Below are 22,187 nucleotides of genomic sequence, written 5' to 3' on the forward strand. Positions count from 1 at the left end.
CGCGGCCGCCCGGGCCTATCGGCGTTCGAACTCTTCCGGATCCATGCCGGCGTCGTGCAGTACGGCGGCCAGGGTCGCCGGATCCACCGGGTGCTGTTCATCCGGGTCGATCGGATTCTCCCGGGCAGCCGGCAACAACTCGTCGTATTCCGGGTCACCCGGCTGGAATTCCTCGTAGCCGCTGTAGTAGACGCCGTCCTCGGTACGGCCCCGCAAGTGCACGAGAATGGTGACGCCGTCCTCGGCGAGCATGGGTGGGCTGGTGTCATCCGAAAAGGCGGTCAAAGTGATCCTTCAATGCGTCGGCCAGCCGATTGTCACCGAGAGCGAAGTCCCGCAGGTACCTGACATCGGTGGTGCCACCACGGACCCAGGCCGTGAACGCCTCGGCAAACGCCTCGGTAGGTTTGTTGTAGTAGTCGTTCCACCTGGGGTGTTGCCCCAGGGTTCGCAGTATATCCGCGTGCAGGGCACTCCACTCGGGGCCGTCGCTATACCATCGGCCGCCGGTGCCGTAGGCGGCATCGGCCGCATGTCCGAATTCGTGCCAGACCACATTGGCGCTGCCGCCACGACCACCGGAGTTGATGACGATTCGGCGCGGACCGCCCATGTAGACACCTCGAACGGTATTCCAGCTCGTCCCCGGTTTGCGACCGTACGGAGTGCCTTGCAGACTCTCGGTACCGGGTAGATCGAGCATGGGGCGGTTGCCGATGACGATTCCGCCACCCGGGACGGCATTCATATGTTCGCTGACCCGGGCATAGACCCGGTGCGGGACGACGGCGAGATCCCCCACCATTTTCACGGTCTCCGGCGTGTTGTCCATCATGTTCAGGAACAGATCCCCTTCGGCCGAGGGGTAGGCCACAGTGAATTCGTACCCGCCGTCGCTCGACAACTGGACATGATCGCCGGGCTTCAGGATCACCGGCACGTGCGGATCGATCGGCCGGCCGTTGACATGTGTACCGTTCGTCGATCCTTCGTCGCGGATCCAGATCCGGCCCGACGGATAAGCCCCGATGGTGACGTGCCGTCTGGACAGCTCGTCGCCATTGGCAACACCCGTCGGCAGCAACGCATCGCGGCTGCGGCCCAGAGTCACCGGCTCGCCACCCGGCACCAGTTGCAATGGCGTGTCACCACGTGGGCTGTTCAGACGGACGTCGATCGCGGGTTGCGCGACCATTTCCCGACCGCCGCGGTCGAACAGCGCCGCACCTGCCCAGTCGGCGAAGCGAAGCCGGTCTCCCGGTTGCAGCTGCACCGGACGCGCCGGGTCGACCCGCTGGTTGTTGACCCAGGTACCACGCTCCGAGAGTTCCGCACGCAGCCACACGTCGCCGAACGTGTCCCGATAGATCGTGGCGTGATGCGGTTGCACCGCAGGGTGGTTCGCGAGCAGGAGGGCCAGCGGTGAGTCGGATGCCCGGCCCACTCTGATCGCCTCGCCGGGCCGGATCATCAGGGGTGGAGCATGCTCGTCGTCGGTCAACCGCAATGCCAGGGGATCGTTGCCCGCGATCTTGACCTCGGCGTCCAACCTGCCGATGGTGAGGGTCTCACCATCGTCCAGATACCGCTTCTCGCCGGCCGCGAGCAGGTCGTCGCCGACCCGGACGCGATAGGAGGGATGCGGGACCGGATCTCGGATCCACATCCGGCCGTCGAAGTCGCGTCCCACGACGACCTCGTCGCGCGGGTCGGGCACCGGCACACTCCGGCCGTCGACGACGCCGAATCGGAGCACAATCTCGTCGTTGTGTAACGAGCTGAGGCCGATGCGTCGCTCGTCACCCGGTTCCAGCCGATAGACCGCTTCTCGCCAAGGACCGATACGAATCTCGGCGGGCGGGATGTGGGCATCGGCACCGACATGAGCGATTCCCGCGAACTCCCGTCCGAATGCGACCCGGTCGCCTTCGGCGATGGTGACGCGCTGTCCCGGCGCGACCCGGTCGCCGTTGACCCATACGCCCGCAGATCCGTGCTCGGCACGAATCCACAAGCGGCCGTCGTAGTCCAGGCCGACGACAGCATGCCGCGCGGCCACTCCGGATCTGCCCTGCAATTCCGCCGCGAACGGACTTCCCGGTTCGGTTCCGATATGAACCCATTGGCCCGGCTCCAGTCGCCCCGTCAGCCGGATACCGTCGCCGCCGCGGAACAGGAACCGAACCGGATTCGCCTCGCGGCTCGCACCCGGTGGCAGAAATTCCGCTTCGCCGGTATACGCGCCGAAGCGCACCTGGTCGCCCGGTTCCAGATAATGCGGCCGGCCGACAGTCGTTTTCTCACCGTTGACCCGAGTGCCGTTCTTGGAGCCGACGTCCTCGATGTAGACCCGACCGGACGCGTCCATGCCCAGTACCGCGTGGACTGTCGAGATGGTGTTCTGTCTCGGCGCGTCGGGATGCACCATCGCCCGGCCGATCGGAACTCGCTGGTTCCGGCTGACCTTCAGCGACGGTCCGCCGTCGCCGAAGAGCCGTACCTCGGCCACCTGTCTCTCGAAACTCAGGCCGATTTCCAGGTTACGGCTCAACATCAGACTCTGGCCGTCGTACACCCGTACCCAGTTGCCGGCGGCCAATTGCTTGCCGTCGACGAATGTGCCGTTCATCGAATTCTCGTCCCGGATGAAGACGCGGCCGGCGTCGTTCACGGTGATCACGGCGTGCCGGTTCGAGACGTATTCGTTGGTGGTCGGGAAAAATGTCTCCCGACCACGTCCCAGGACGTACTGCTGCCCGGGGGTCAGTCGCAACGGCATGGGAAGACTGTCCGGACCGGTCAGCACCACATCGACGTAGCCGTCGTCCGGATGCTGGTACGCCATGGTCATGCCGGAGGGCTCCGGCTCTGGTTGCGGCGCGTGCGGATCCTCCTCCGGCGCACCGTGGTCCGGCTCCGGACGAGGCAGCGGCCGGGTGGGGGGTCCGTCCCGGACCGAGTCGTCGGAGGGTGCCGGGTCACTGGGCGGCGAATCGCCCTCGGGGGGTTGCGACTTCGGCGGCGCGTGCTCCGGCGGCCCGCCGGCTGCGGCGGCGTCGACCGGCTTCGGGCTGACCGGGCCGGAAGCCCGCCCGCCGGGATAGCCCTCCTCAGCCGGAACGGGGCGATCACGCACCGGTCCCGCCGAGGCACCGCGCCTGCCGCCGCTCCCGGCGTCGTCCGGATTCCGCACGGACGCAACAGGTTCGTAGACAAGGCGATTCGGTGGCGGTGGGCCACCGGCCCGGCGGGCCGCGACGACGTCGACGGAGTGGTCCGCCATCGCGTCCAGCCGGTGCAGCAGCACGTCGTGCCAGTCCGCGCGCCCGGCCGCCGTGAACGCCGGTCGCAACTGTTCCACCCGGGCCCGCACCTCCTGCACCTCGGCGGAGGTGAGCGGGTGGTCCTTCCATCCGACAGCGCCGTCCGGCCCACGCCGCAGGAAGTGCTCCGCGAGCGGACCGATCACCGGGTTCGCGGATTCGGTACTCCGAGCGGCCGGGCTCTCGCCGGTCGCCCACACCGCCGCATCGGGGGCCACCAGCCGGTCCCCGGCTTCGCGATCCACAGGGTGCACCAGCGCATCGAGCATTCCCGATCGCACTCCGGCGGGGGTGTTCACCGAGCGCGCAACCGATTCCGGCCCACGGGACGATATCCCCGCAGCGTCCCCGCCGGGCGTCACCTCCGTGTACACGTGGCGGCCGACGACATGCACAGCCGGTACCTCGGCGCCCACCGCGTCACCCACCAGGGAGGTCAGGTATTCCGCGTGTGCGTGCTGCGGATCCGTGACCACCTTGTGGATCACCTCGGTGCCGCCGGGAAAGGTCAGCCGTTCGACCAGCCGAGCCGAATCAGCGGGCTTGCTCGGCTGTTCGATCACCTCGACCTCGGGGATCGCCCCCGACCTCAGCAGCGCGTCGACCCGCGCACCGAATTCACGTTGCCGGGCCGCCACATCGGTGTCGTACCCGTCCCGGGTCGCGGCCCGGCCCGCCTGATGCACCCGCAGCGAACTGAACGCCGCGCCCGCGAATCCGCCACCGAATCCGGTGATCGCCGCCTCGCGCACCTGCCGGAACAGATCACCGACGCTGTGGATGTCACCGTGGTGGATGATGAGCGAGGGCACCACGCCGACCACCCCACCGACCACCCCACCGGCGCCGCCGATGATCACCGTGCCACCGACATGTGTGACGAGCCGGCCCAGCACCGTGGTGGCCCGGCCGGACAACCCGTTCAGCACCGCCGGAGCCAACCGCCGCCCCACCTCGGCGCCAGCCACACCGCCCAGCGCACCACCGAGGACCTGTTCGCCGAACGAGCCCACATCGAACCCCTGCTGAAGACCGTCGGCGATATTCCAGGCCTGCGCCCCCGCGCTGGTCACGGCGCTGGTGAACACACCGATCTTGGCCGCCTGCAACGCTCCGTGCAGGGCGGCCCGGCGGGCGGCGCCGGCCGCCGCCTCCTGCCCGGTCCGGACGGCCAGGCGCTCCGCGATCTCCCGCATCGCCACCTCGGCCTCGATACGGTCGTTGAGCGCCTTCAGGCCGCCACCCTGAAAGAACAGCAGCGCGTCGTACGCGAGCTGGGCGCCCAGCACGATGCCCGCGACGATCAGTTGGTGTTGGGTCTCCAGCGTGGAATCGGCGGTGTCGTAACACTGCTGCGCCATGCTGAAGCAGACCGCCGCCTGATCCCGCATCGACTTCACGACACTGCTGTTGCGTTGTGCGAGACCCTCCCGGGTCGCGCCGACGAGTGCCTGCTCGGCGGTCCTGCCCAGCGCCTCGTACTGATCCGCCGAGGTGTTCAGTTCCCGGCCGGTCCGGGTGTAGTGGTCCCCGTTGTCGCACATGCCGGGCACGCTGGTGCGCGGCCAGTGCCCGATGACCAGATCACGTACGGCACCGGGTAGTTCGGCCAGCAGGTGACTCGCGTCGGCCGAGGTCTGCCCGTCCGGCATATGTCACCCGCCCGAAGTCGCTCACCATGGAAAACCGTCCGCTTCCATGATCAGCCGACCCGGCGACTTCTCAGTGCTGGGAACTGTCGCACGCTTGCATCGGCGCCGGGCAACAATTATCCGGACGAGAGGGCAGCCGATGGGTGAACAGTTCTCCGCGGATCTGGATGTGCTCCGCGACCAGGCACTCGGATTCGACCGGGTCGGGGCGGAGGTGGCCGCGTCCGTGCAGCGATTGCTCACCAGCCTGTCGGCCGCCGGCGCCCCGTGGGGCGACGACGACGGCGGCAAGGCCTTCGCCGCCAGCTATCTGCCCGAATTCCAGCAGGTCCGAACGGATTTGAACACCCTCGCGCAGATCGCGCAGCAGACCGGAGCGGACCTGCGCCGGCTCGCGGACAACTTCGAGAACCAGGATCTGGTCAATCGGCAGACGATCGGCAGTCAGGCGACCACACCACGGCAGATCCTGCGATCGCCGAGCGGCGCCGTGCCGAACTCTGCCGGGAACAGTCCGGTGACAACGACATCCGCGCCGCCCGCAGCCATATCGACGCCGACATCAGAGACGAACCCGACGCAGACGCCCGGAACCGGGTACCGCGGCACAGCGATGGGTGGACAGCAGAACGCGTCGTCCGCGGCAGACCCCGCCGCCGGCGCATCCGGTTCGACGGCGCCGGGCACCGGGGGACCCGGATCCGGGCAGCCCGGATCCGAACAGCCGGGTTCCGGGCCGGATTCCACTTCGCCGCAGGCCGGCGCGGACGGCGCCGACACCGGCCCCACGGACAGCGAGGCTGCGGCAGGTATCGACCCCGGCGGCGTCACGTCGGCGGCGGATCGCCCGGCGCCCGGCACCTCGGCGACCGAACCGGTCTCGCGCACACCGCGGTCCGCCACGAGGGCGGATGCCACCGCGGGCGGATCGGCGGCGGGCAACGCCCCGGAGCACGAGCAACGGTCCCCCGGTTCCAGCCCGCGCGGCCCCGGCAGGTCCGCCGCGCGCCCGGCCGGCCGGTCCGATCGACCCGAACGACAGGTGTCGCAGTCGTCCTCGGCCCGCCCCGGCGAGTCCCTCGCGGCCCGCCTCGCCCGCGAGCTCGCCGAACGACACGGCGTGGACGCGTTCGGATTCGAGACGCCCGGTGTGGCCGACGACGTCCTGATCGAACTCGCCGCGGCGGTCGACGACGTGCTGTCGCGGTATCCGGCGATCAGCCTCGCGGCTGTCGGCATCGATGATCTGCCCGACGGCGAGAACACTCGGCTGCACTGGGATTCGGAGTCCCCGGCCGATCCCGCGGACCTCCGCGCGCGGGTGTTCGCCGATACCCCGGCGCAGCCCGCGACGCCCGGCCCGGCGCCGGCCCGCCTCACCGTCGCGACGCACGCGGCCACCGATCCGGAGCGACTGCGGGAGGAGACCGCAATCGCCGAGCGCGCGGGTCTGCTCGCCCCGGGATGTGCACGGCGACCGGTGTATTCGTCGATCGTGCGCGAGCTGGGCACCGCGCTCGATCTGGCCGGCGGGTTCCGGGCCCGCACCACCGCGTCGCGGCAACTGCTCACGGCCTGCCTGCCCGGCCTGTCGCCCGCCGACCGGGAGTCGTTGCGCCGCACTGTGTCCGGCTTCCGGGAATGGCGATCACAGCTGCGCGGCCGGAGTTTCCCGAACGGCCGGTTCGATCCCGCGACGGCGCTACCGGAGGCGTTCACCGACGTGGTACTCAACGGGCCGCTGGCCGCACCGCCGGCCGTGGTGCTCCACGATCACCTCGTCGAGGCCGCGGATTCGATGGGGCACCACCGGCAGCGGTTGCCGGGCGATCGGGGTGTTGGCCGAGCCGGGCTGCCGGAGTAGGCTCCGATTTCGAACCATCCGGTTCGTTGCGTCATGGGGCGCACGGTGGTGCGGCGAGGAGTCGACATGTCCGGCAAGACCATTCTGATCACCGGGTCCACCGATGGGCTGGGGCGGCACCTGGCGGTGCGGCTGGGTGGGGCGGGGGCCCGGGTGCTGGTGCACGGGCGCGATCGGGACCGGGCCGAGGGGGTGCGGGCCGAGATCCTGGCCGCCGGTGGCCCGGAACCGGAAGTGCTGCTGGCCGATCTGGCGGCGCTGCGGGAGGTCGACGGGCTCGCCGAACAGGTTCGCGGGGTCACCGACCGGCTCGACGTGCTGATCAACAATGCCGGTGTCGGCTTCGGGGCGCCCGGCTCGGAGCGGGAGTTCGGCGCCGACGGATACGAATTGCGTTTCGCCGTCAACTATCTCGCGGGCGCGCGGCTCACCCGGCAGTTGGTGCCGCTGCTGCTCGCGGCGGCCCCGGCCCGGGTGGTCAACGTGGCCTCGATCGGTCAGCAACCGCTGGACCTCGACGATCTGAACTTCGAGCACGGCTACACCGGTGCCGCCGCCTATATGCGCAGCAAACTCGCGCAGATCATGTTCACCTTCGATCTCGCCGAGGAGCTCGGCCCGGCCGGGGTCACGGTCACCGCGCTGCACCCGGCCACCTATATGGACACCACGATGGTTCGCGAGTTCGGCGGCTCGCCGCTGAGTACCGTCGAACAGGGCGGCGATGCGGTGGCCCGGTTGCTCGTCGAGGACGTGCCGAACGGCGGGTACTTCAACGGCCGGAAATCGGCCCGCGCCGACGAGCAGGCCTACGATCCCGAGGCCCGCTCGGCCCTGCGGGCTCGCACCGCGGACCTGATCGCCTCGGCGCTGCACTGACGCGTGCCGCCTGCCGGAACGACTTCTGGCAGGCTATGCCAATAATTTTTCGCTGAGACCCTTGTCACAGTAGGGGGCCATCTGGTTTTCTCATGGCGACGGTAACCCACCGCACCGGCGTTACTCCGCGGCGGCCACCGCTGCCCGACCAGAAGGAAAGTTCCATGCTCCGCGAATCCGCCCTCGGCACTCGTCCGCACCCTCGGTCCCGGGCCGTCGCCGCAGCCCGCGAACATCGGCGGCGGTACCAACTGGTCGCGCTGGCGCCGACGGTGGCCGATGTGGTCCGGTACGCCGGGGGCTGGCTGTTCGATCGGGTCACCTCCGGGTGGGAGGTGACGGCGATCGTGGCCGAACATTCCGACACCCGGCCGCTGGACATCCTCGGCGTGCGGGTCGTCGATCTGGAGTCCGCGTTCGCGTCGCGGGTGCGCGGCCCGATGCCGAACGCGCTCGCCGTCGACACGGAACTGTTCGCCGCCGACGACCGGGTACGCAGCGGTCTGCTCGACCTCTTCGATCACGAGTTGATCGACCAGGTGACGTTCTGGGGCGACCGCCCGCTCGACGATTTCGGGGGGCGGTTCGACGCGGTCCAGCATCGGGCCAGCCGCGCCGCCCAGGTGTTCAAGGCGCGGGCGCTGTCGGTGGCCGGGCACCCCGCGCCGGTGGGCGCCGAGACGTTCCGCTGCTGTGAGATCCAGCCGGGCGCCGACGGCTACCGGGATCTGCTGCCGGCCTGAATCGGCTCGCCGGAGACGGCGGTCCGCGCGGCTCGGCCGCCGACCAGCGCGAGGGCGACGACGACGGCACCGAAGACGGTGGTGGCGGCCGGGAGGCCGAGGGCATCGCCGAGGTAGCCCGCGGTGACCGGCAGCAGCCCGGCGGGCAGGTAGCCACCCACGTTCAGGGCCGCATTGGCCTCGGCCAGGCGCTCGGCGGGGACGGTGGCGTTGAGCAGGGACAGCCCCGCCCAGCTGCCCGAGCCCCTGCCCGGCCCCGGCGAGCAGGGCGGCGGCGAGCAACCACGGCACCGCCTCGGCACGGACCGCCACGACCAGGGTGGCCATGCTCGCGATCGAGGCCAGGGCCGAGGTGGTCATGATCGCCCGGCGGCTGCGGTCGCGGACCGCGAACTGCACCGCGGTAGCGGCCAGGAACATACCGAATGCCATGGCACCCGCGGGAATTCGGCTCGTCACGCCCAGCAGGCCGGTCAGCAGGGCGGGGCCGAGCGAGAGTACGAACGAGGTCGCGGTGATACCCGGGGCGAACACCCCGATGCCGAGGGCCAGGGCGCGCCCGCGCCCGGCCGGTACCCGCGGGATGCGGACCCAGGCGTCGCTGCGGGTAATTGCGTTGCGGGGCAAGGGGATTCGGACGACTGCGACGATCGCGGTCAGCAGTAGCGCCGCCTCCAGCACGAACACCGTGACGGTCGGGGCGGGCAGCGTCTCCGACACGATGCCGGACAGCAGCGGGCCGACCCCGGCGCCGAAGACCATGGCGCAGGAGGCGAGCAGCGCCGCCGCCGGTTTCCGGTGCGAGCCCGCGACATCGGTGACGGCCGCCATCGCGGCCGAGACCGCGGCCCCGACCGCGATGCCGGTGCACACCCGGGCGGCGATCAGCGCGGCCACGCCGGTGGCGGTCGCGAAGATCACACAGGCGAGCACCGCGAGCCCCAACGCCGGCAGCAGCACCGGCTTGCGGCCCCAGCGGTCGGAGGCGACCCCGGACACCAGCAGCGAACCCAGCAGGCCCGCGATGTAGCAGGCGAAGATCACCGTCAGCGTGCCCTTGGAGAAGCCGATCCGGTGCTGCCACAACACATACAGTGGGGTCGCCGCGTTGGACAGCACGAAGACCGCCGTCACCGGCCAGGCCGCGAGCCACATCCACCGCACCGGGACCGCTTCGGCCACCGTCGTTCCGGTCGCTGTCACGACCGCTCCCTTCGTAGTACGAATATATTCGAACCAGTACGAATTTTCTCGAACCTAGCAGTAGTACGATGGGAGTCGTACTTACTGTGATCGGAGGAACACCATGCCGTCGACAGCCGCTCACCGGTTCGCGGCGCATCCGCGACCGGTCGATCTGCCCGACCCGCTCCCCGAACCGGCCCCGGACGATCTGCGCCTGGAGGCCGCGCTCGGCGCACTGAGCGAACCGTTGCGGCTCTACATCGTGCGCGAATTGCTGTTGCACTCCGAGGAATTCGACCACCCCTGCGGCTGGTTCGGCATCGACCGGCCGAAATCCTCACTCACCCATCACTTCAAGGCGCTGCGCGAGGCGGGGCTGATCCGGCAGCGGCAGTACGGCCTGGAGCGGCGCAGCCACGTCCGCATCGAGGATCTCGACACCCGCTTCCCCGGACTGCTCGATCTCGTCGCGGAATGGTCGCCGACCACGACCGGCTGATCCCGGCGTACCCGCGGTACGGCCCAGACCGCGGCGGTGCGAGCATGGGACGGTGAGCGCATCGACCGGAGCCGCGCCACCGGAACCCGCCGAGCTGGAGGCCCTGCGGATCCCGCTGACCGGCTACTGCTACCGCCTGCTCGGCTGCGCCGCCGATACCGAGGACGCGGTACAGGAGACCCTGATTCGCGCCCACCTGCGCCGGCACACCTTCGATCCGCAACGGGCCCGGTTGTCGACCTGGCTGCACGCCATCGCCACCAATATCTGCCTGGACCTGCTGCGCGCCCGCGAGCGCCGCATGCTGACCTGGGACGGCCCGGTGTCCGCCGGTTTCGATCCGAACTCGGCGCTGCCCGCCGACCGATGGGTGGCGCCCATGCCCGATGCCGCGCTGCTCGCCGCGCGGGATCCGGCGGACGTGGTGGCGCAGCGGGAATCGGTGCGACTGGCCTTCGTCGCGGCGCTCCAGCACCTGCCGCCGCGGCAGCGGGCGGTGCTGGTGCTGCGCGAGGTGCTGGCGTTCACCGCGAGCGAGACCGCGGACATGCTCGGGACCGGGACCGCCGCGGTGAACAGCGCCCTGCAACGGGCCCGCGCCACCCTCGCCGCCGTCCACGCCACACCCACCAGCGCCCTCGATCCGGCCGATCCGCGCGATCGCGACCTGATCGAGCGCTATGTGACCGCGTTCGAGGCACACGACGTCGCGACCCTGGCGACCCTGCTGTGCGCCGACGCCGAATCGGGGATGCCACCGTTCGCGTGGCGGCTGTCCGGGCGCGAGGCGATCGTGGCGGCGTTCGCCGCCACCGACGCCTGCGTGGGCGACCGGCTGATCCAGGTCGCGATGAACGGCTCGATCGGCTTCGGCCAGTACCGTCGCGACACCGCGGGCGTACCGCGGCCGTTCGCGCTGCTGGCGGTAGCGGCCAGGGACGGTCGGATCGCGCAGCAGATCACCTTCCTCGGCAGCACCGACCGGTTCGCCGCCTTCGGCCTGCCCCCAGCGCTGCCGAAGTAGGCGGGGCCGCGGTAGCCCCGCAGCTCGGCCCCGATAGCCCCGCAGCTCGGCCGCGGTAGCCCCGCAGCTCGGCCGCAGTGGTCCCGCAGCTCGGCCGCGGGTAGTCGCCGGGGGCCTCAGCTCCGGCCGGATGTAGCAGTTGAGTTTGCAGACGTGGTCCCGCAGCTCGGCCGCGGGTAGTCCGGTGAGCCGCCGCGGTGGCCTCGGGCGGTGCCACGCGACGATCCCCGGCGGTGCCACGCGACGATCTCCGGCGGTGCCACGCGGTGGTGCCGGGCGAGGTGCGAGGGGCACCGATGATTTTCGACTGGCCCGTTCGTATCAGTGGTGACCCTCGTCCCCGAACCGGAACGGACCCCATGATCAGCACCGACCAGGACACCGCCCGGCTGCGTGAGCACACCGCCGCCGAGCGCGAACGACTCACGGCCCTGCTCACCGGCCTGACCCCGGACCAGTGGGCCGCCCCCTCGCTGTGCGAGGGCTGGCAGATCCGCGAGGTCGTCGCCCACATGACGATGGCCTTCCGCACCTCGACCTGGCAGTTCCTGCGCGGGATGGCCGCGGCCCGCTTCACCTTCGATCGCTACGCCGACCGGGCCGCGCACGCCGACACAGCGCGGATGAGCGATGCCGAGCTGCTCGCCGCACTGCGCGACAACGTGCGGCACCCGTGGCGGCCGCCGGGCGGTGGCGCCGCCGGAGCGCTCAGCCACGATGTGATCCACGGCCTCGACATCACCGAACCGCTGAATCTCCCGCCCGCCTCCGTCGACCGGATGGCCACGGTGCTCGGCCACGCCGGTCCACGCAACTTCGCGTACTTCGGCGTCGATCTGAGCGGAATCCGGCTGTGCGCCAACGATTCCGAGGTCGAACTCGGCACCGGCACCCCGATCACGCTGAGCACCAAGGACATCCTGCTGATCGTGACCGGCAGGCGCCCGGTACCCACACCCTGACCGGTGTCGGCCCAGGACCGGCGCCACCGATGCCCACACCTGGACCGGCGAGTCAGCCCGGAGTCGGTACCACCGTCGCCCGCACCGGATTGTGGTCGGAGACGCCGTGCAGGTCCTCGACGGCGACCGCGGTGGCGGTGGCACCGGCGGTCACCACATGGTCGATGAACTGGGATTTCGCGCCGGAGGTGCGGGGCCGGGTCGGGACGCTGCCGGGTAGCGCGGCGACCGCGAAGCGGGGACCGAGCCCGGCCGCCACCGTGTCGCGATCGGCGTTGAAGTCACCCAGGACGACCGTGGGACCGGTTGCGGCCGTGGCCAATTCGGCCAGCCGGGCGAGCTGTCCGCCGCGGCGGGCGTCGCCGGTGACGTGAGTGGCCACCACCGTCAGATCGCCGGTGCGGACCACCACCACCCCCTTGCCCGGGTCGTCGGCGAAGGCGGTCGCGGTGATCAGCCGGCTGCCGGGATCGGCGAGCACCACCAGGTGTTCGTCCCGATCCCGCAGCGCGGTGGCGATCCGCCGCGATCGCGGCACTCGGGGGTAGCGCAGCGCGTGCACGGCCCGGTGCGGCACCGCCGCGCGCAGCGCCGCGAGCTGATCACCGCTGACCTCCTGCAAGGCGACGACCTGTTCCGTACGCCCGGCCACCCACCGCGTCACCGCCGCGATCCGGGCGTGTTCGTCCGGCCACCGGTCGCCGACCTCCTCGTACCAGTTCTCGGCATGCACACGATGCAGGACGTTCCAGGTGGCGACGGTGATCACGTCCATACGGTAATGGACCGCTCGCGCCGGAACACGCTGCCGGTCAACCGCACTCGATGCCCTGGCCGGCCGCCGGTTTACCTACCTACCTGTAGGTAGGTAGAGTCGTCCCGGGTTGCCGGAACGAAGGAGTGGCAATGGCCGAAACTGCGGTGATCACCGGGGCCGCCGGTGGGATCGGCGCTGCGGTGGCACGCCGGCTGGCCGGCGCGGGCGTGCGCTGCGTGGTGGTGGATCGCGATCCGCGGGTGGCGGCGGTCGCGGCGGAGATCGGCGGCGAGGCCGTCGTCGGCGATCTCACCGATCCGGCGCTGTCGCAGCGGGCGGTGGCGGCCGCGGGCGACCGGCTGGACCTGCTGGTGCTCAATGCCGGGATGAATTCGGTCGACAAGGATCCCGCCACCCTGGATCTCGGCCGATACCGCGCGGTGGTCGGGGTCAATCAGGACGCGGTGGTGTGGGGTCTGCGCGCGGCGCTGCCTGTGATGCGCCGCCACGGCGGCGGCTCGATCGTGGTGACGGCGTCGCTGGCCGCCTTGCAGGGCGTGCCGCAGGACCCCATCTATACGATGACCAAACATGCCGTGATCGGCCTGGTCCGGGCGTTCTCGGGCACGCTGGCGAAAGAGGGCATCCGGCTCGCCGCGGTCTGCCCCGGACTGGTCGACACCCCGCTGACCGAGGGCGCGCGCGACCGGTTCCGGGCGGCGGGTATCCCGATGCTGACCGCCGACACGGTGGCCACGGAGATCGAGCGGGTGCTGCGGTCCGGCGAGCCGGGTACGGAACTGGTGGTCCGCCCCGGGCAGCCGACCGTCCGCTATCACCCGGCGCCCCTGCCGTGAGCGCCGGGCGGCGGGAGGAGATCCTGCGGGTCGCGCTCGACATGATCGCCGAGCGCGGCTACCGCGGCACCTCCCTGGACGCCATCGCCCGCAGCATCGGGCTCACCAGGCAGGGGGTACTGCACTACTTTCCGGGCAAGCAGCAGTTGCTGGCCGCGATCCTGGAACGCACCGCCGAACTCGGACGCGGGGAACTGCCGCCGCACCGCTTGCAGCCGGACGTGCCCGCGCAAATGGCCGCGGTGGTCGCCCACAATCGCGAGCACGCGGAGTTCGCGCAGGCGTACAGCGTGCTGATGGCCGAGAGCGCGGTCACGAGCCATCCCGCGCGCGAGCACTTCCGGGAGCACTACCGGCAGGTGCTCGCGGAGATGACGGACAGTTTCACCGAACGCTGGGGCGAGCGGCTGCCCTCCGGCCTCACCCCGCACGCGGCCGGGGTCGCCGTGCTGGCCCTGCTGGACGGGATGCAGCAGCAATGGCTGCTCGACCGCGACCGGACCGACGATCCGGAGATCATGCAAGCGGTGCTGACTGTGTTGTTCGGCACCGGATCATCCGGCGATCGGCCGTAGCAGACCGATTACTCGGTAACTATATTGTTACTTGAGAGAAGTAAGTTTCTCACTGCTCGAGAACGGGATAGGACACGTCATGGGAAGACTGGACGGCAAGGTCGCCTTCATCACCGGTATCGCCCGCGGACAGGGCCGGGCGCATGCCGTGCGACTGGCTCACGAGGGCGCCGACATCGTCGGCATCGACCTTGCCGGGCCGTTGCCGAACGTGCCCTACGACTCCCCCACCCCCGAGGACCTCGCCGAGACGGTGCGCCTGGTCGAGGCCGAGGGCCGCAAGATCATCGCGAAGCAGGGCGACGTGCGCGACCTCGAGGGGATGCGCGCCCTGGTCGACTCCGCGGTGGCGGACCTCGGCGGTCTGGACGTGGTGGTCGCCAACGCGGGCATCTGCGTGCCGACCACCTGGGATAATTCCACCCCGGAGATCTTCCGCGACCACATGGACATCAACGTCACCGGCGTCTGGAACACGGTGATGGTGTCGGCGCAGCACCTGATCAACCGCGGCGGCGGCTCGGTGGTCCTGATCAGCTCGTACGCCGGTAAGAAGGTGCAGCCGTTCATGGTGCACTACACCACCAGCAAGCATGCCGTGACCGGGATGACCCGGGCCTTCGCCGCCGAACTCGGCCGCCATCACATCCGGGTCAACAGCATCCACCCCGGCGGGGTGAACACCCCGATGGGATCCGGGGACATGCAGGGTGCGCTGGAACGGGCGAGCGCGACCAACCCGCCGCTGGCGAACATGGGCACCCCGTTCGTGCCGCAGTGGGCCGCCGAGCCGGAGGAGATCTCCGCGGTGGTCGCCTTCCTCGCCTCGGACGAGTCGCGCTTCATCACCGCGGAGCACCTGAGCATCGACGGTGGCGCGCAGTACTTCTGATCGCCGCGCGACAGCCCGCCGCCGCACCGGAAAATCGGTGCGGCGGCGGCCTTTTTCACTCGCCGGACAGATCCGCGGACAGGTCGCGCACCTCGACACCCTCGGGCACCCGGAATTCCTCGATCAATTCCGGGCGGTCGTCGAATTCCAGCCGCAGCGCGCGGCACATGGTGGCGTGCATGTCGTACATGCAGGTGATGTAGGTGAGTTCCAGGATTTCCGGATCGGTGAGCTGCGCGCGCAGTACCGCGAAAACCTCGTCGGGCACCCGGCCGCCGTCGTACACCAGGCCGTCGGTGTAGGCCAGCACCGCCCGCTCGAGTTCGGAGTACGCGTCGCTCACCTGCCAGTGCGGAATGGCCGCGATCTTCTCCTCGGCGACGCCCAGGGAACGCATCTGCTTGGAATGCTGGGAGAAGACGAACTGACTGCCCCGGGCATATCCGGCCCGGCACTGCCCCAATTCCCGCAGCGCCGGATCCAGGCTGGCATTGCGATACAGGGAGAATCCCCTCACCGCGTGCCGGAACACCGCCGGCGACTGGGCGAACACGGTCCACCAGTCGCCGGGGGTGGCGTGGATGGTGCCGTGGTCGACCGCGGGATCCTTGTCCGGGCCGAACAACCGGTCGTAGAAGAACAGGATCCGCTCGTCGGTGACTTCGGCACGGGGTACTTCGCGCAAACGGGGCATGGGTGAATTCCTTTCGGGTGGTGCGAATTTCGGGCGGCTCAGCGACCGGACGGCACCCGGCGGTCGGCGGCGGTCTTCGGCTCGTGCGACACGTCGGCCTCGGTGAATGTGCGCGTCCAGCAGGCGAATTCGAGCACGATGCCGTCCGGGTCCTGGAAATAGAAGGAGCGCACGAAGGTTCCGGGATGGACCTGCGCCGAGACGCCCGCGCGGCTGTCGTCGTGGTTCAGGATGCGGCTGACCTTGATGCCCTCGGCCCGGACCGCGGCGTAGTACTCGTCGAACCGCTCCGCCGGGACCGCGAAGGCCACATGGTTCATCGAGCCCACCGCGCTGGCCAGCTCCCCCTCGTCGGGCAGGCCCTTCGGCGCGGCGAGCCCGGGGCTGGCATCCGGCGAGTCGGCGAGCCAGAAGAATGCGATGGTGTTGCCGCCGCCGCAATCGAAGAAGAAATGCTGGCCCAGATCGCCGGGCAACTGGATGGTCTTCACCAGCGGCATGCCGAGCACGCCGGAATAGAAGTCGATGGTGCGCCGCATGTCGGAACAGACCAGCGCCAGGTGATTGATTCCCTGTAATTCGTATTTCTGGTTGGATCGGCTCATGATCGTCCCTTCCGCCGGCCTCGGACCGGCCGCCCGCTGCTCACCTAAAGATGACTTGACAGTCATGTCATGTTACGGAATAGTCTGATCCATGCCGAAGTCATCTGTCAACAGCGCCCCCATGGCGGTCGACACGCTGACACCGCGCGGCCGCAAGACCCGGGACGCACTGCTCGATGCCGCACAGAAGGTGTTCGAGACGGTCGGATTTCTCGATGCCCGGGTGGAACTGATCTCCACCGAGGCCGGCGTCTCCTACGGCACCTTCTATCGCTATTTCGAGTCGAAGGAGGACGTGTTCGGCGAGCTGAGCACCCGGCTGTTCGAGGAGATGCACCGCCGCGACCCGGCCGGTACCGGATCGACGCCGGCGGAACGGCTCGTCGCCGCCAATCGCGCCTATTACGCGGCATATCGGCGCAATGCCAAATTGCTGGCCATCGTCGAACAGGTCGCGACCTTCAACGAGGAATTCCGGCGGCTGCGGCACGAACACCGCCGCGTCATCATCGACCGCACCGCGCAGGCCATCGCGCGCTGGCAGAGCGAGGGCCTGGTCCGCCCGGAACTCGATCCCGAACTAGCCGCGCGCGCCATGGCCGCGATGGTCGACCACACGTTGTATCTCTGGCTGATCCAGGGCGAGGATGCCGACGAGGACGCCCTGCTGGACACCCTCGATCAGATGTCCGTCGGCGCGCTCGGGCTGCTACCGCCCGCGCACCGCACCCGGTGATCAGCTCCTGACAATCACTACCCCGCAGGAGGTCCGCCTCGTATGAACGAATTGGCCGATCGCTTCTTCGCCGCCGTCAGCGCCGGCGACAAGGCGACACTCACGGAACTGTACGCACCGGATGCCCGGATCTGGCACAACGACAAGGGCACCGAGGAGACCGTCACCGAGAACCTGAAGGTGCTCGGCTGGCTGCAACGGACCGTGGAAAACCTTCGCTACGAGGACATCCGGCGTCACATCCTGCCCGACGGCTTCGCCCAGCAGCACGTGCTGCGCGGCTCGCTGCCCGGATACGGGCCGCTGGAGGTGGCGGCCTGCCTGTTCGTGCGGGTGCGCGACGGGCACATCGAGCGCATCGAGGAGTACGTGGACTCGGCTGCCACCCAGCCGCTGCGCGACGTGCCGGCCGGGGCGCGCCGATGACCGCGATCGGCCGGGCGACCGGCGATATCGCCGAATTGTCCGCACGGATGCGGACTTTCATCGACGAGGAGGTCATCCCGGCCGAATCCGCCCTGGCCACCGAGGATTCCGCCGCGCTCGACGGGCTGCGGGCCCGGGCCCGGGAACTCGGCCTCTGGGCGCTGGGCCATCCGGTGGAGGTCGGCGGCGGCGGGGTGCCGTTCCTCGACTTCGTCTACCTCAACGAGATCATCGGCCGATCGGAGTTCGGCCAGCTGGCCGTCGGCTCGGTGTCCATGCAGGACACCCTGATGCTGTACAAGCACGGCACCGAGGAGCAGCGCCGCCGCTGGATCCCGCCCATCGTCGCCGGTGACACCCTGCCGTCGGTCGGGATGACCGAGCCGGAGGTGGCGGGTTCCGATCCCACCCTGGTCGCCACCCGCGCCGAGCTGGTGGACGACACCTGGATCATCAACGGGCACAAGTGGTTCACCACAGGCGTGGCACAGGCGGGTTACTGCACGGTCTTCGCTCGCACCGAACCCGATTCCGCGCCACGGCATTCCGCGATCAGCGCGATCATCGTGCCGACCGACACCCCCGGCTTCGAGATCGTGCGCTCCATTCCCACCATGGGGCACGATCCCAGCGACCACTACGAGGTCCGGCTCACCGATGTCCGGGTCCCGGCGGGCAATCTGCTGGGCGAGCGCGGCCGCGGCTTCGCGGTGGCGCAGGATCGGCTGGGCGCGGGCCGGATCTTCCACTGCATGCGCTGGCTCGGGCAGGCCCAGCGGGCCTACGAGCTGATGTGCGAGCGGGCCAACACCCGGTACGCGCACGGCTCGCTGCTCGCGGAGAAGGGCGAGATCCACCGGTACATCGCCGAATCCGCGGCCGAGATCCACGCCGCCCGGCTGATGACCCTCGACGCCGCCCGCGCGATGGACGCCGGGGAGGACTTCCGGGTCCGGGTCGGGCTGATCAAGTTCTGGGGTGCGCGGATGCTGCACAACGTGATCGACCGCGCCATCCAGGTGCACGGCGCGCTGGGCCTCACCGCCGACACCCCGCTGGAGCGGATGTACCGGCAGGCGCGGTATGCCCGCATCTACGACGGGCCCGACGAGGTGCACCGGATGTCGACCGCGCGCCGGTTGCTGCGGAGCCCGGAGGCGGCGCCGTGGCGGTGACGCCGGAATCCCCGGCGGCCCAGGCGGTGTCGCTGGCCGACGGCCTGCGCGCGGTGCTGGGCGAGGCCCTGGGCTGCCTCCTCACCGACGTCGAGGCACGGCAGTTGACCGGCGGCGCGAGCCGGCAGGTCTACGCCGTCACGGCGCGCGACGACACCGGCGCCACCCGCCGCGCCGTCCTGCGCCGCGACCCGCCGGGGCACGGCGACGCGGACCGGATGCGGGCCGAGGCGGCCTGCCTGCGAGCGGCCGCCGCGGCGGGGGTGCCCGTCCCCGCGGTGCTCGGCAACGGCGACACCGCACCCGGGATCGAATCCCCGTATCTGCTGATGGAATTGGTGAGCGGCGAGTCCATTCCCCGCAAACTGCAACGGGATCCGGAGTTCGAGCGGCTACGGCCTGGGCTGGCAAGGGAACTCGGCCGGGTGCTCGGGCTGATCCATCGAACTCCGCTGGACACTCTGGACATGCTCGACGACGGTGATCCGCTGGCGGCGCTGGAACAGATCTACCGCGATCTGGCCGAGCCGCGCCCGGTCGTCGAGATGGGGCTGCGGTGGCTGCGCGAGCACGCCCCCGTCGCCCGCCCGAATGCCCTGGTGCACGGTGATTTCCGACTGGGCAACTTCCTCGTCGAGCCGTCCGGGGTGCGCGCGGTCCTGGACTGGGAACTTGCCCACCGCGGCAATCCGATCGAGGATCTGGGCTGGTTGTGCGTGCGCGCCTGGCGGTTCGGCGCCCCGGCCCCGGTGGGCGGCATCGGCGAGCGGGCGGCGCTGCTCGACGGCTACGAGCAGACCGCCGGAATACGGCCCGGCGCGGCGGAACTGCTGTGGTGGGAGGCGTTCGGCACGCTGAAATGGCTGGTGCTGAGCAGGTTCCAGGCCGAACGCCACCTCGGCGGGCAGGAGCGCTCGTTGGAACTGGCGGCGATCGGCCGCCGGGTCTGCGAATCGGAATACGATCTGCTGCTGGTACTCGGCCTGCTGGACGAGTCGATATCGCTGCCCGCCGCGGCCCCGCCCGCACCGGCCGTCCACGACCGCCCCGACCTCACCGAGATCCTCGACCTGGTGGCGGAGACCCTGACCGAGGAGATCGGCCCGGCGCTCGGCGCCGACGCCGCGCGCCAGCGGTACCTGCTGCGCATCTGCGGCAACCTGCTCGGCGTCGCGGGCCGCGAAGTCCGCGCGGGCGACGCCGCCACCGCACACGTGCGGGACCTACTGGCCGCGCTGGGCTGCGAATCCGAAGCGGCACTGGCGGATCAGCTGCGCACCGGATCCCTGTCCCCCACCGACCCCGGTGTGCGGCGCGCCGCCACCGCCGCGGTCCTCGCCCGGCTGGGCGTCACCGACCCCCGGCGGCTGCGCCGATCCTGATCGGGCCCTCCACCGGCCCGGCCGCCGGGAAACAGCGTCGGGTGCCGTCGTTGCGGCGGCACTCGACGCCGAACATCGTGACGCCCTGCGCGATTCGCGCAGGCCCGTTCCACGGCCAGGCGATCACCTAGCAGGTCCCGCCGCGCCGGACCTTGCTCAGGAGGCCGGTTCCAGCAATGTCTCCGAAAGGTGCTGCTGCACGGCCGGATCCAGGCCCGCCGCGGTCGCCCAGGCGACGGCCCCGCCGTGCTCGGCCGAGAGGTGGTCCAGGAACTGCCGCATGGTGGCGGCGTCGGCCGCGAAGACCCAGTCGGGGAGGTCGGCGACGGTGGTGGCGGCCGCCTGGGCCGAACGGGCGCGGCCGACGCGGGCGCGGACCGCGGCGACATTCGGCCCGGTCGCCGCGTAGTCGGCGACGATGTCCTCCTCGCGGACACCGACGACGCCGAGCAGCAGGGCGATCACCACGCCGGTGCGGTCCTTACCGGCCGCGCAGTGCACCAGCGCCGGGGTGCCCTCGGGCGCCGCCAATGCGGTCAGCGCCTCGACGATCACGCCGGGGCTCTCGTCCAGGTACTCCAGGTAGCGGTGCAACATGCTGCCCTCGGCGGTGGGGGCGGTCAGGTCCAGCCGCCGCCGATCCGGGCCCAGCACCGGCAGGTTGTGATAGTGGGCCACCCGGTCGCCCAGCTCGCCACGGCCGTCGAGAGTGGCCTCCGTGGCGCCCCGCAGGTCCACGACGGTCCGCAGGCCGTACTCGTCCAGCAGGTAGGCCAAGCCGGCCGGATCGAGTTCGGTCGGGCTGTCCGACCGGACCACCCGGCCCGCGCGCACCTGCCGCCCGTCCTCGGTGCGCAGTCCACCCAGGTCCCGTGCATTGACCATTCCACTCGCCCCGGCCAGGGGCGCCCGCTCCGTCACGACATCTCCTTCATTCGATCGAGAGTAGACGATACGTAATACCCCGGTTGCGGCCGCTGAATTCCGGGCCGACTCCGGGTGAACTCGAACGGTCATCACGAAATCCCATGGCCGGATCGGAAATAGCTTTCCGCAGGCCGGATCCGCCCCGGTCCAGGCTAGGCTGCGGCGAATCCGATGTCCGGAAAGGCATGACGAATGCAGTTGACAATCGTCGGAAATCGCGCGGCCATGCCCGCGGACGGCGCCGCCAGCTCCGGTTATCTGGTCGAGACCGAGCGCGCCAGGATTCTGCTGGATTGCGGTCCGGGCATCGCCCTCGCGCTGACCCGATATATTCACGCCGGCGAACTGGATGCCGTCGTGATCAGTCATATGCATTCGGATCACTGCTACGACGTACTGCCGATCGGGAAACAGATCATGCAGTTCCACAGCCGGACCCGCCCCGCGGACACCGACGGTTCCGGCGATTTCCACGGCGAGGCCGCGCCGAAACGGACCACCCTGCTGGTCCCCGCCGGCGCCCGCGCGACACTGGACCGTCTCGCGGCACTGTTCCCCGTCAGGTCGATGCCGCACCTCGATCGAGCCTTCGAACTGGCCTACGAGGTCGTCGAATACGAGCCGGGCGATACATATTCCGTCGGCGACGCCACCGTACGACTGATCCCGATGGTGCACAGCGAACCGAATTGCGGAGTGCGGATCGACAGCCCCTCCGGCAGCATCGCCTACACCGGCGACACCGGCCGGACCGACGACCTGCTGACCCTGGCCCGCGACGCCGACATCTTCCTCGCGGAAGCCACACTGGCACAACCGGATCGGACCGGCCACGGCCACCTGTCCGCGACCGAGGCCGGGCGGGCCGCGGCGGCAGCCGGTGCGCATTCGGTGGTGCTCACCCATTTCACCACCCCGGACGCGGACTGGAAGCAGTCCCGCCGCACCGACGCCGTCGCGGAATTCGCCGGACCGGTCCACGTCGGCGAACCCGGGATGCGGTTCACCGTGGTGCCGGCCGGCAAGTGAC

The 22,187-nt window shown here is 70.2% G+C and carries 21 protein-coding genes and 1 pseudogene; 14 read left to right on the forward strand and 8 right to left on the reverse strand.

Features of this window, described 5'->3' with window-relative positions; all coding sequences use genetic code 11:
• Positions 1-15: 15 nt before the first annotated feature.
• Positions 16-285 carry a hypothetical protein gene (locus LBW94_RS21505; protein ID WP_225052745.1) on the reverse strand — a complete coding sequence of 90 codons (270 nt, stop codon included), beginning with the start codon at positions 283-285 and terminating at the stop codon, positions 16-18.
• A complete protein-coding gene (locus LBW94_RS21510; protein WP_225052747.1) occupies positions 266-4,975 on the reverse strand; it encodes an FHA domain-containing protein in 4,710 nt (1,569 codons plus the stop codon). The genes LBW94_RS21505 and LBW94_RS21510 overlap by 20 nt, the downstream gene beginning before the upstream one ends.
• A 139-nt stretch (positions 4,976-5,114) precedes the next feature.
• On the opposite strand from LBW94_RS21510, the gene LBW94_RS21515 reads away from it, so the two are divergent.
• The 3 genes from LBW94_RS21515 to LBW94_RS21525 all read left to right on the forward strand — a co-directional run bounded on the left by LBW94_RS21515 (position 5,115) and on the right by LBW94_RS21525 (position 8,461).
• Complete coding sequence (locus LBW94_RS21515; RefSeq protein ID WP_225052748.1) at positions 5,115-6,839, forward strand: hypothetical protein; 1,725 nt, start codon at positions 5,115-5,117, stop codon at positions 6,837-6,839.
• Positions 6,840-6,905: 66 nt separating this feature from the next.
• Entirely contained in the window at positions 6,906-7,718 is an 813-nt protein-coding gene (locus tag LBW94_RS21520; protein WP_225052750.1) for an SDR family NAD(P)-dependent oxidoreductase, read from the forward strand.
• A 164-nt stretch (positions 7,719-7,882) separates the two neighbouring features.
• Positions 7,883-8,461 (forward strand): hypothetical protein, encoded by a 579-nt coding sequence (locus tag LBW94_RS21525; protein ID WP_225052751.1) that lies wholly within the window; start codon positions 7,883-7,885, stop codon positions 8,459-8,461.
• On the opposite strand, the gene LBW94_RS21530 is transcribed toward LBW94_RS21525, so the two are convergent.
• Together LBW94_RS21530 and LBW94_RS44230 are read right to left on the reverse strand one after the other, a co-directional pair.
• A complete protein-coding gene (locus LBW94_RS21530; protein WP_225052753.1) occupies positions 8,437-8,763 on the reverse strand; it encodes a hypothetical protein in 327 nt (108 codons plus the stop codon). The two genes, LBW94_RS21525 and LBW94_RS21530, sit on opposite strands and share 25 nt — an antisense overlap.
• A pseudogene (locus LBW94_RS44230) lies at positions 8,705-9,616 on the reverse strand (MFS transporter); the annotation flags it as partial. The gene LBW94_RS21530 and the pseudogene LBW94_RS44230, both read right to left, overlap by 59 nt.
• A gap of 151 nt (positions 9,617-9,767) precedes the next feature.
• Here LBW94_RS44230 and LBW94_RS21540 point away from each other — a divergent pair.
• From LBW94_RS21540 to LBW94_RS21550, 3 genes are all read left to right on the forward strand, one after another.
• Entirely contained in the window at positions 9,768-10,145 is a 378-nt protein-coding gene (locus LBW94_RS21540) for an ArsR/SmtB family transcription factor (RefSeq protein WP_225052754.1), read from the forward strand.
• Positions 10,146-10,197: 52 nt separating this feature from the next.
• On the forward strand, positions 10,198-11,169 hold the full coding sequence (locus LBW94_RS21545) for an RNA polymerase subunit sigma-70 (protein ID WP_225052756.1): 972 nt from the start codon (positions 10,198-10,200) through the stop codon (positions 11,167-11,169).
• A 359-nt stretch (positions 11,170-11,528) separates the two neighbouring features.
• Positions 11,529-12,131 carry a maleylpyruvate isomerase family mycothiol-dependent enzyme gene (locus LBW94_RS21550; RefSeq protein ID WP_225052757.1) on the forward strand — a complete coding sequence of 201 codons (603 nt, stop codon included), beginning with the start codon at positions 11,529-11,531 and terminating at the stop codon, positions 12,129-12,131.
• 52 nt (positions 12,132-12,183) lie between these two features.
• On the opposite strand, the gene LBW94_RS21555 is transcribed toward LBW94_RS21550, so the two are convergent.
• Positions 12,184-12,906 carry an endonuclease/exonuclease/phosphatase family protein gene (locus tag LBW94_RS21555; RefSeq protein WP_225052759.1) on the reverse strand — a complete coding sequence of 241 codons (723 nt, stop codon included), beginning with the start codon at positions 12,904-12,906 and terminating at the stop codon, positions 12,184-12,186.
• A 131-nt stretch (positions 12,907-13,037) separates the two neighbouring features.
• Here LBW94_RS21555 and LBW94_RS21560 point away from each other — a divergent pair, with 131 nt between their 5' ends.
• From LBW94_RS21560 to LBW94_RS21570, 3 genes are all read left to right on the forward strand, one after another.
• A complete protein-coding gene (locus LBW94_RS21560; protein WP_225052760.1) occupies positions 13,038-13,745 on the forward strand; it encodes an SDR family oxidoreductase in 708 nt (235 codons plus the stop codon).
• A complete protein-coding gene (locus LBW94_RS21565) occupies positions 13,742-14,320 on the forward strand; it encodes a TetR/AcrR family transcriptional regulator (protein WP_225052762.1) in 579 nt (192 codons plus the stop codon). Before LBW94_RS21560 ends, LBW94_RS21565 begins: the two co-directional genes overlap by 4 nt.
• Before the next feature lie 79 nt (positions 14,321-14,399).
• Positions 14,400-15,212: a mycofactocin-coupled SDR family oxidoreductase gene (locus tag LBW94_RS21570; RefSeq protein WP_225052764.1), complete on the forward strand. Its 813-nt coding sequence runs from the start codon at positions 14,400-14,402 to the stop codon at positions 15,210-15,212.
• A gap of 55 nt (positions 15,213-15,267) precedes the next feature.
• Here the strand turns inward: LBW94_RS21570 and LBW94_RS21575 are convergent, their stop codons facing one another.
• Both LBW94_RS21575 and LBW94_RS21580 read right to left on the reverse strand, forming a co-directional pair.
• Positions 15,268-15,906 (reverse strand): carboxymuconolactone decarboxylase family protein, encoded by a 639-nt coding sequence (locus tag LBW94_RS21575; RefSeq protein WP_225052766.1) that lies wholly within the window; start codon positions 15,904-15,906, stop codon positions 15,268-15,270.
• Positions 15,907-15,944: 38 nt separating this feature from the next.
• A complete protein-coding gene (locus tag LBW94_RS21580; protein WP_225053251.1) occupies positions 15,945-16,511 on the reverse strand; it encodes a VOC family protein in 567 nt (188 codons plus the stop codon).
• A 91-nt stretch (positions 16,512-16,602) separates the two neighbouring features.
• On the opposite strand from LBW94_RS21580, the gene LBW94_RS21585 reads away from it, so the two are divergent.
• The 4 genes from LBW94_RS21585 to LBW94_RS21600 are packed head-to-tail and all read left to right on the forward strand — an operon-like array spanning position 16,603 to position 20,230.
• Entirely contained in the window at positions 16,603-17,247 is a 645-nt protein-coding gene (locus LBW94_RS21585; RefSeq protein WP_225052768.1) for a TetR/AcrR family transcriptional regulator, read from the forward strand.
• A 42-nt stretch (positions 17,248-17,289) separates the two neighbouring features.
• Positions 17,290-17,673, forward strand: a complete 384-nt coding sequence (locus LBW94_RS21590) for a nuclear transport factor 2 family protein (RefSeq protein WP_225052770.1) — start codon at positions 17,290-17,292, stop codon at positions 17,671-17,673.
• Positions 17,670-18,848, forward strand: coding sequence for an acyl-CoA dehydrogenase family protein (locus LBW94_RS21595; protein ID WP_225052771.1), 1,179 nt, complete (start codon positions 17,670-17,672; stop codon positions 18,846-18,848). Before LBW94_RS21590 ends, LBW94_RS21595 begins: the two co-directional genes overlap by 4 nt.
• Positions 18,839-20,230 (forward strand): phosphotransferase family protein, encoded by a 1,392-nt coding sequence (locus LBW94_RS21600; protein ID WP_225052773.1) that lies wholly within the window; start codon positions 18,839-18,841, stop codon positions 20,228-20,230. The genes LBW94_RS21595 and LBW94_RS21600 overlap by 10 nt, the downstream gene beginning before the upstream one ends.
• Before the next feature lie 156 nt (positions 20,231-20,386).
• Here LBW94_RS21600 and LBW94_RS21605 read toward each other — a convergent pair whose 3' ends face one another.
• The gene (locus tag LBW94_RS21605) at positions 20,387-21,151 is read right to left on the reverse strand and encodes a tyrosine-protein phosphatase (protein ID WP_225052774.1); all 765 of its coding nucleotides are present in this window, start codon (positions 21,149-21,151) and stop codon (positions 20,387-20,389) included.
• 198 nt (positions 21,152-21,349) lie between these two features.
• Here LBW94_RS21605 and LBW94_RS21610 point away from each other — a divergent pair, with 198 nt between their 5' ends.
• Positions 21,350-22,186, forward strand: coding sequence for an MBL fold metallo-hydrolase (locus LBW94_RS21610; RefSeq protein ID WP_225052775.1), 837 nt, complete (start codon positions 21,350-21,352; stop codon positions 22,184-22,186).
• Position 22,187: the final 1 nt, after the last annotated feature.

Source organism: Nocardia sp. alder85J, assembly GCF_020176955.2.
Classification (GTDB): Bacteria; Actinomycetota; Actinomycetes; order Mycobacteriales; family Mycobacteriaceae; genus Nocardia.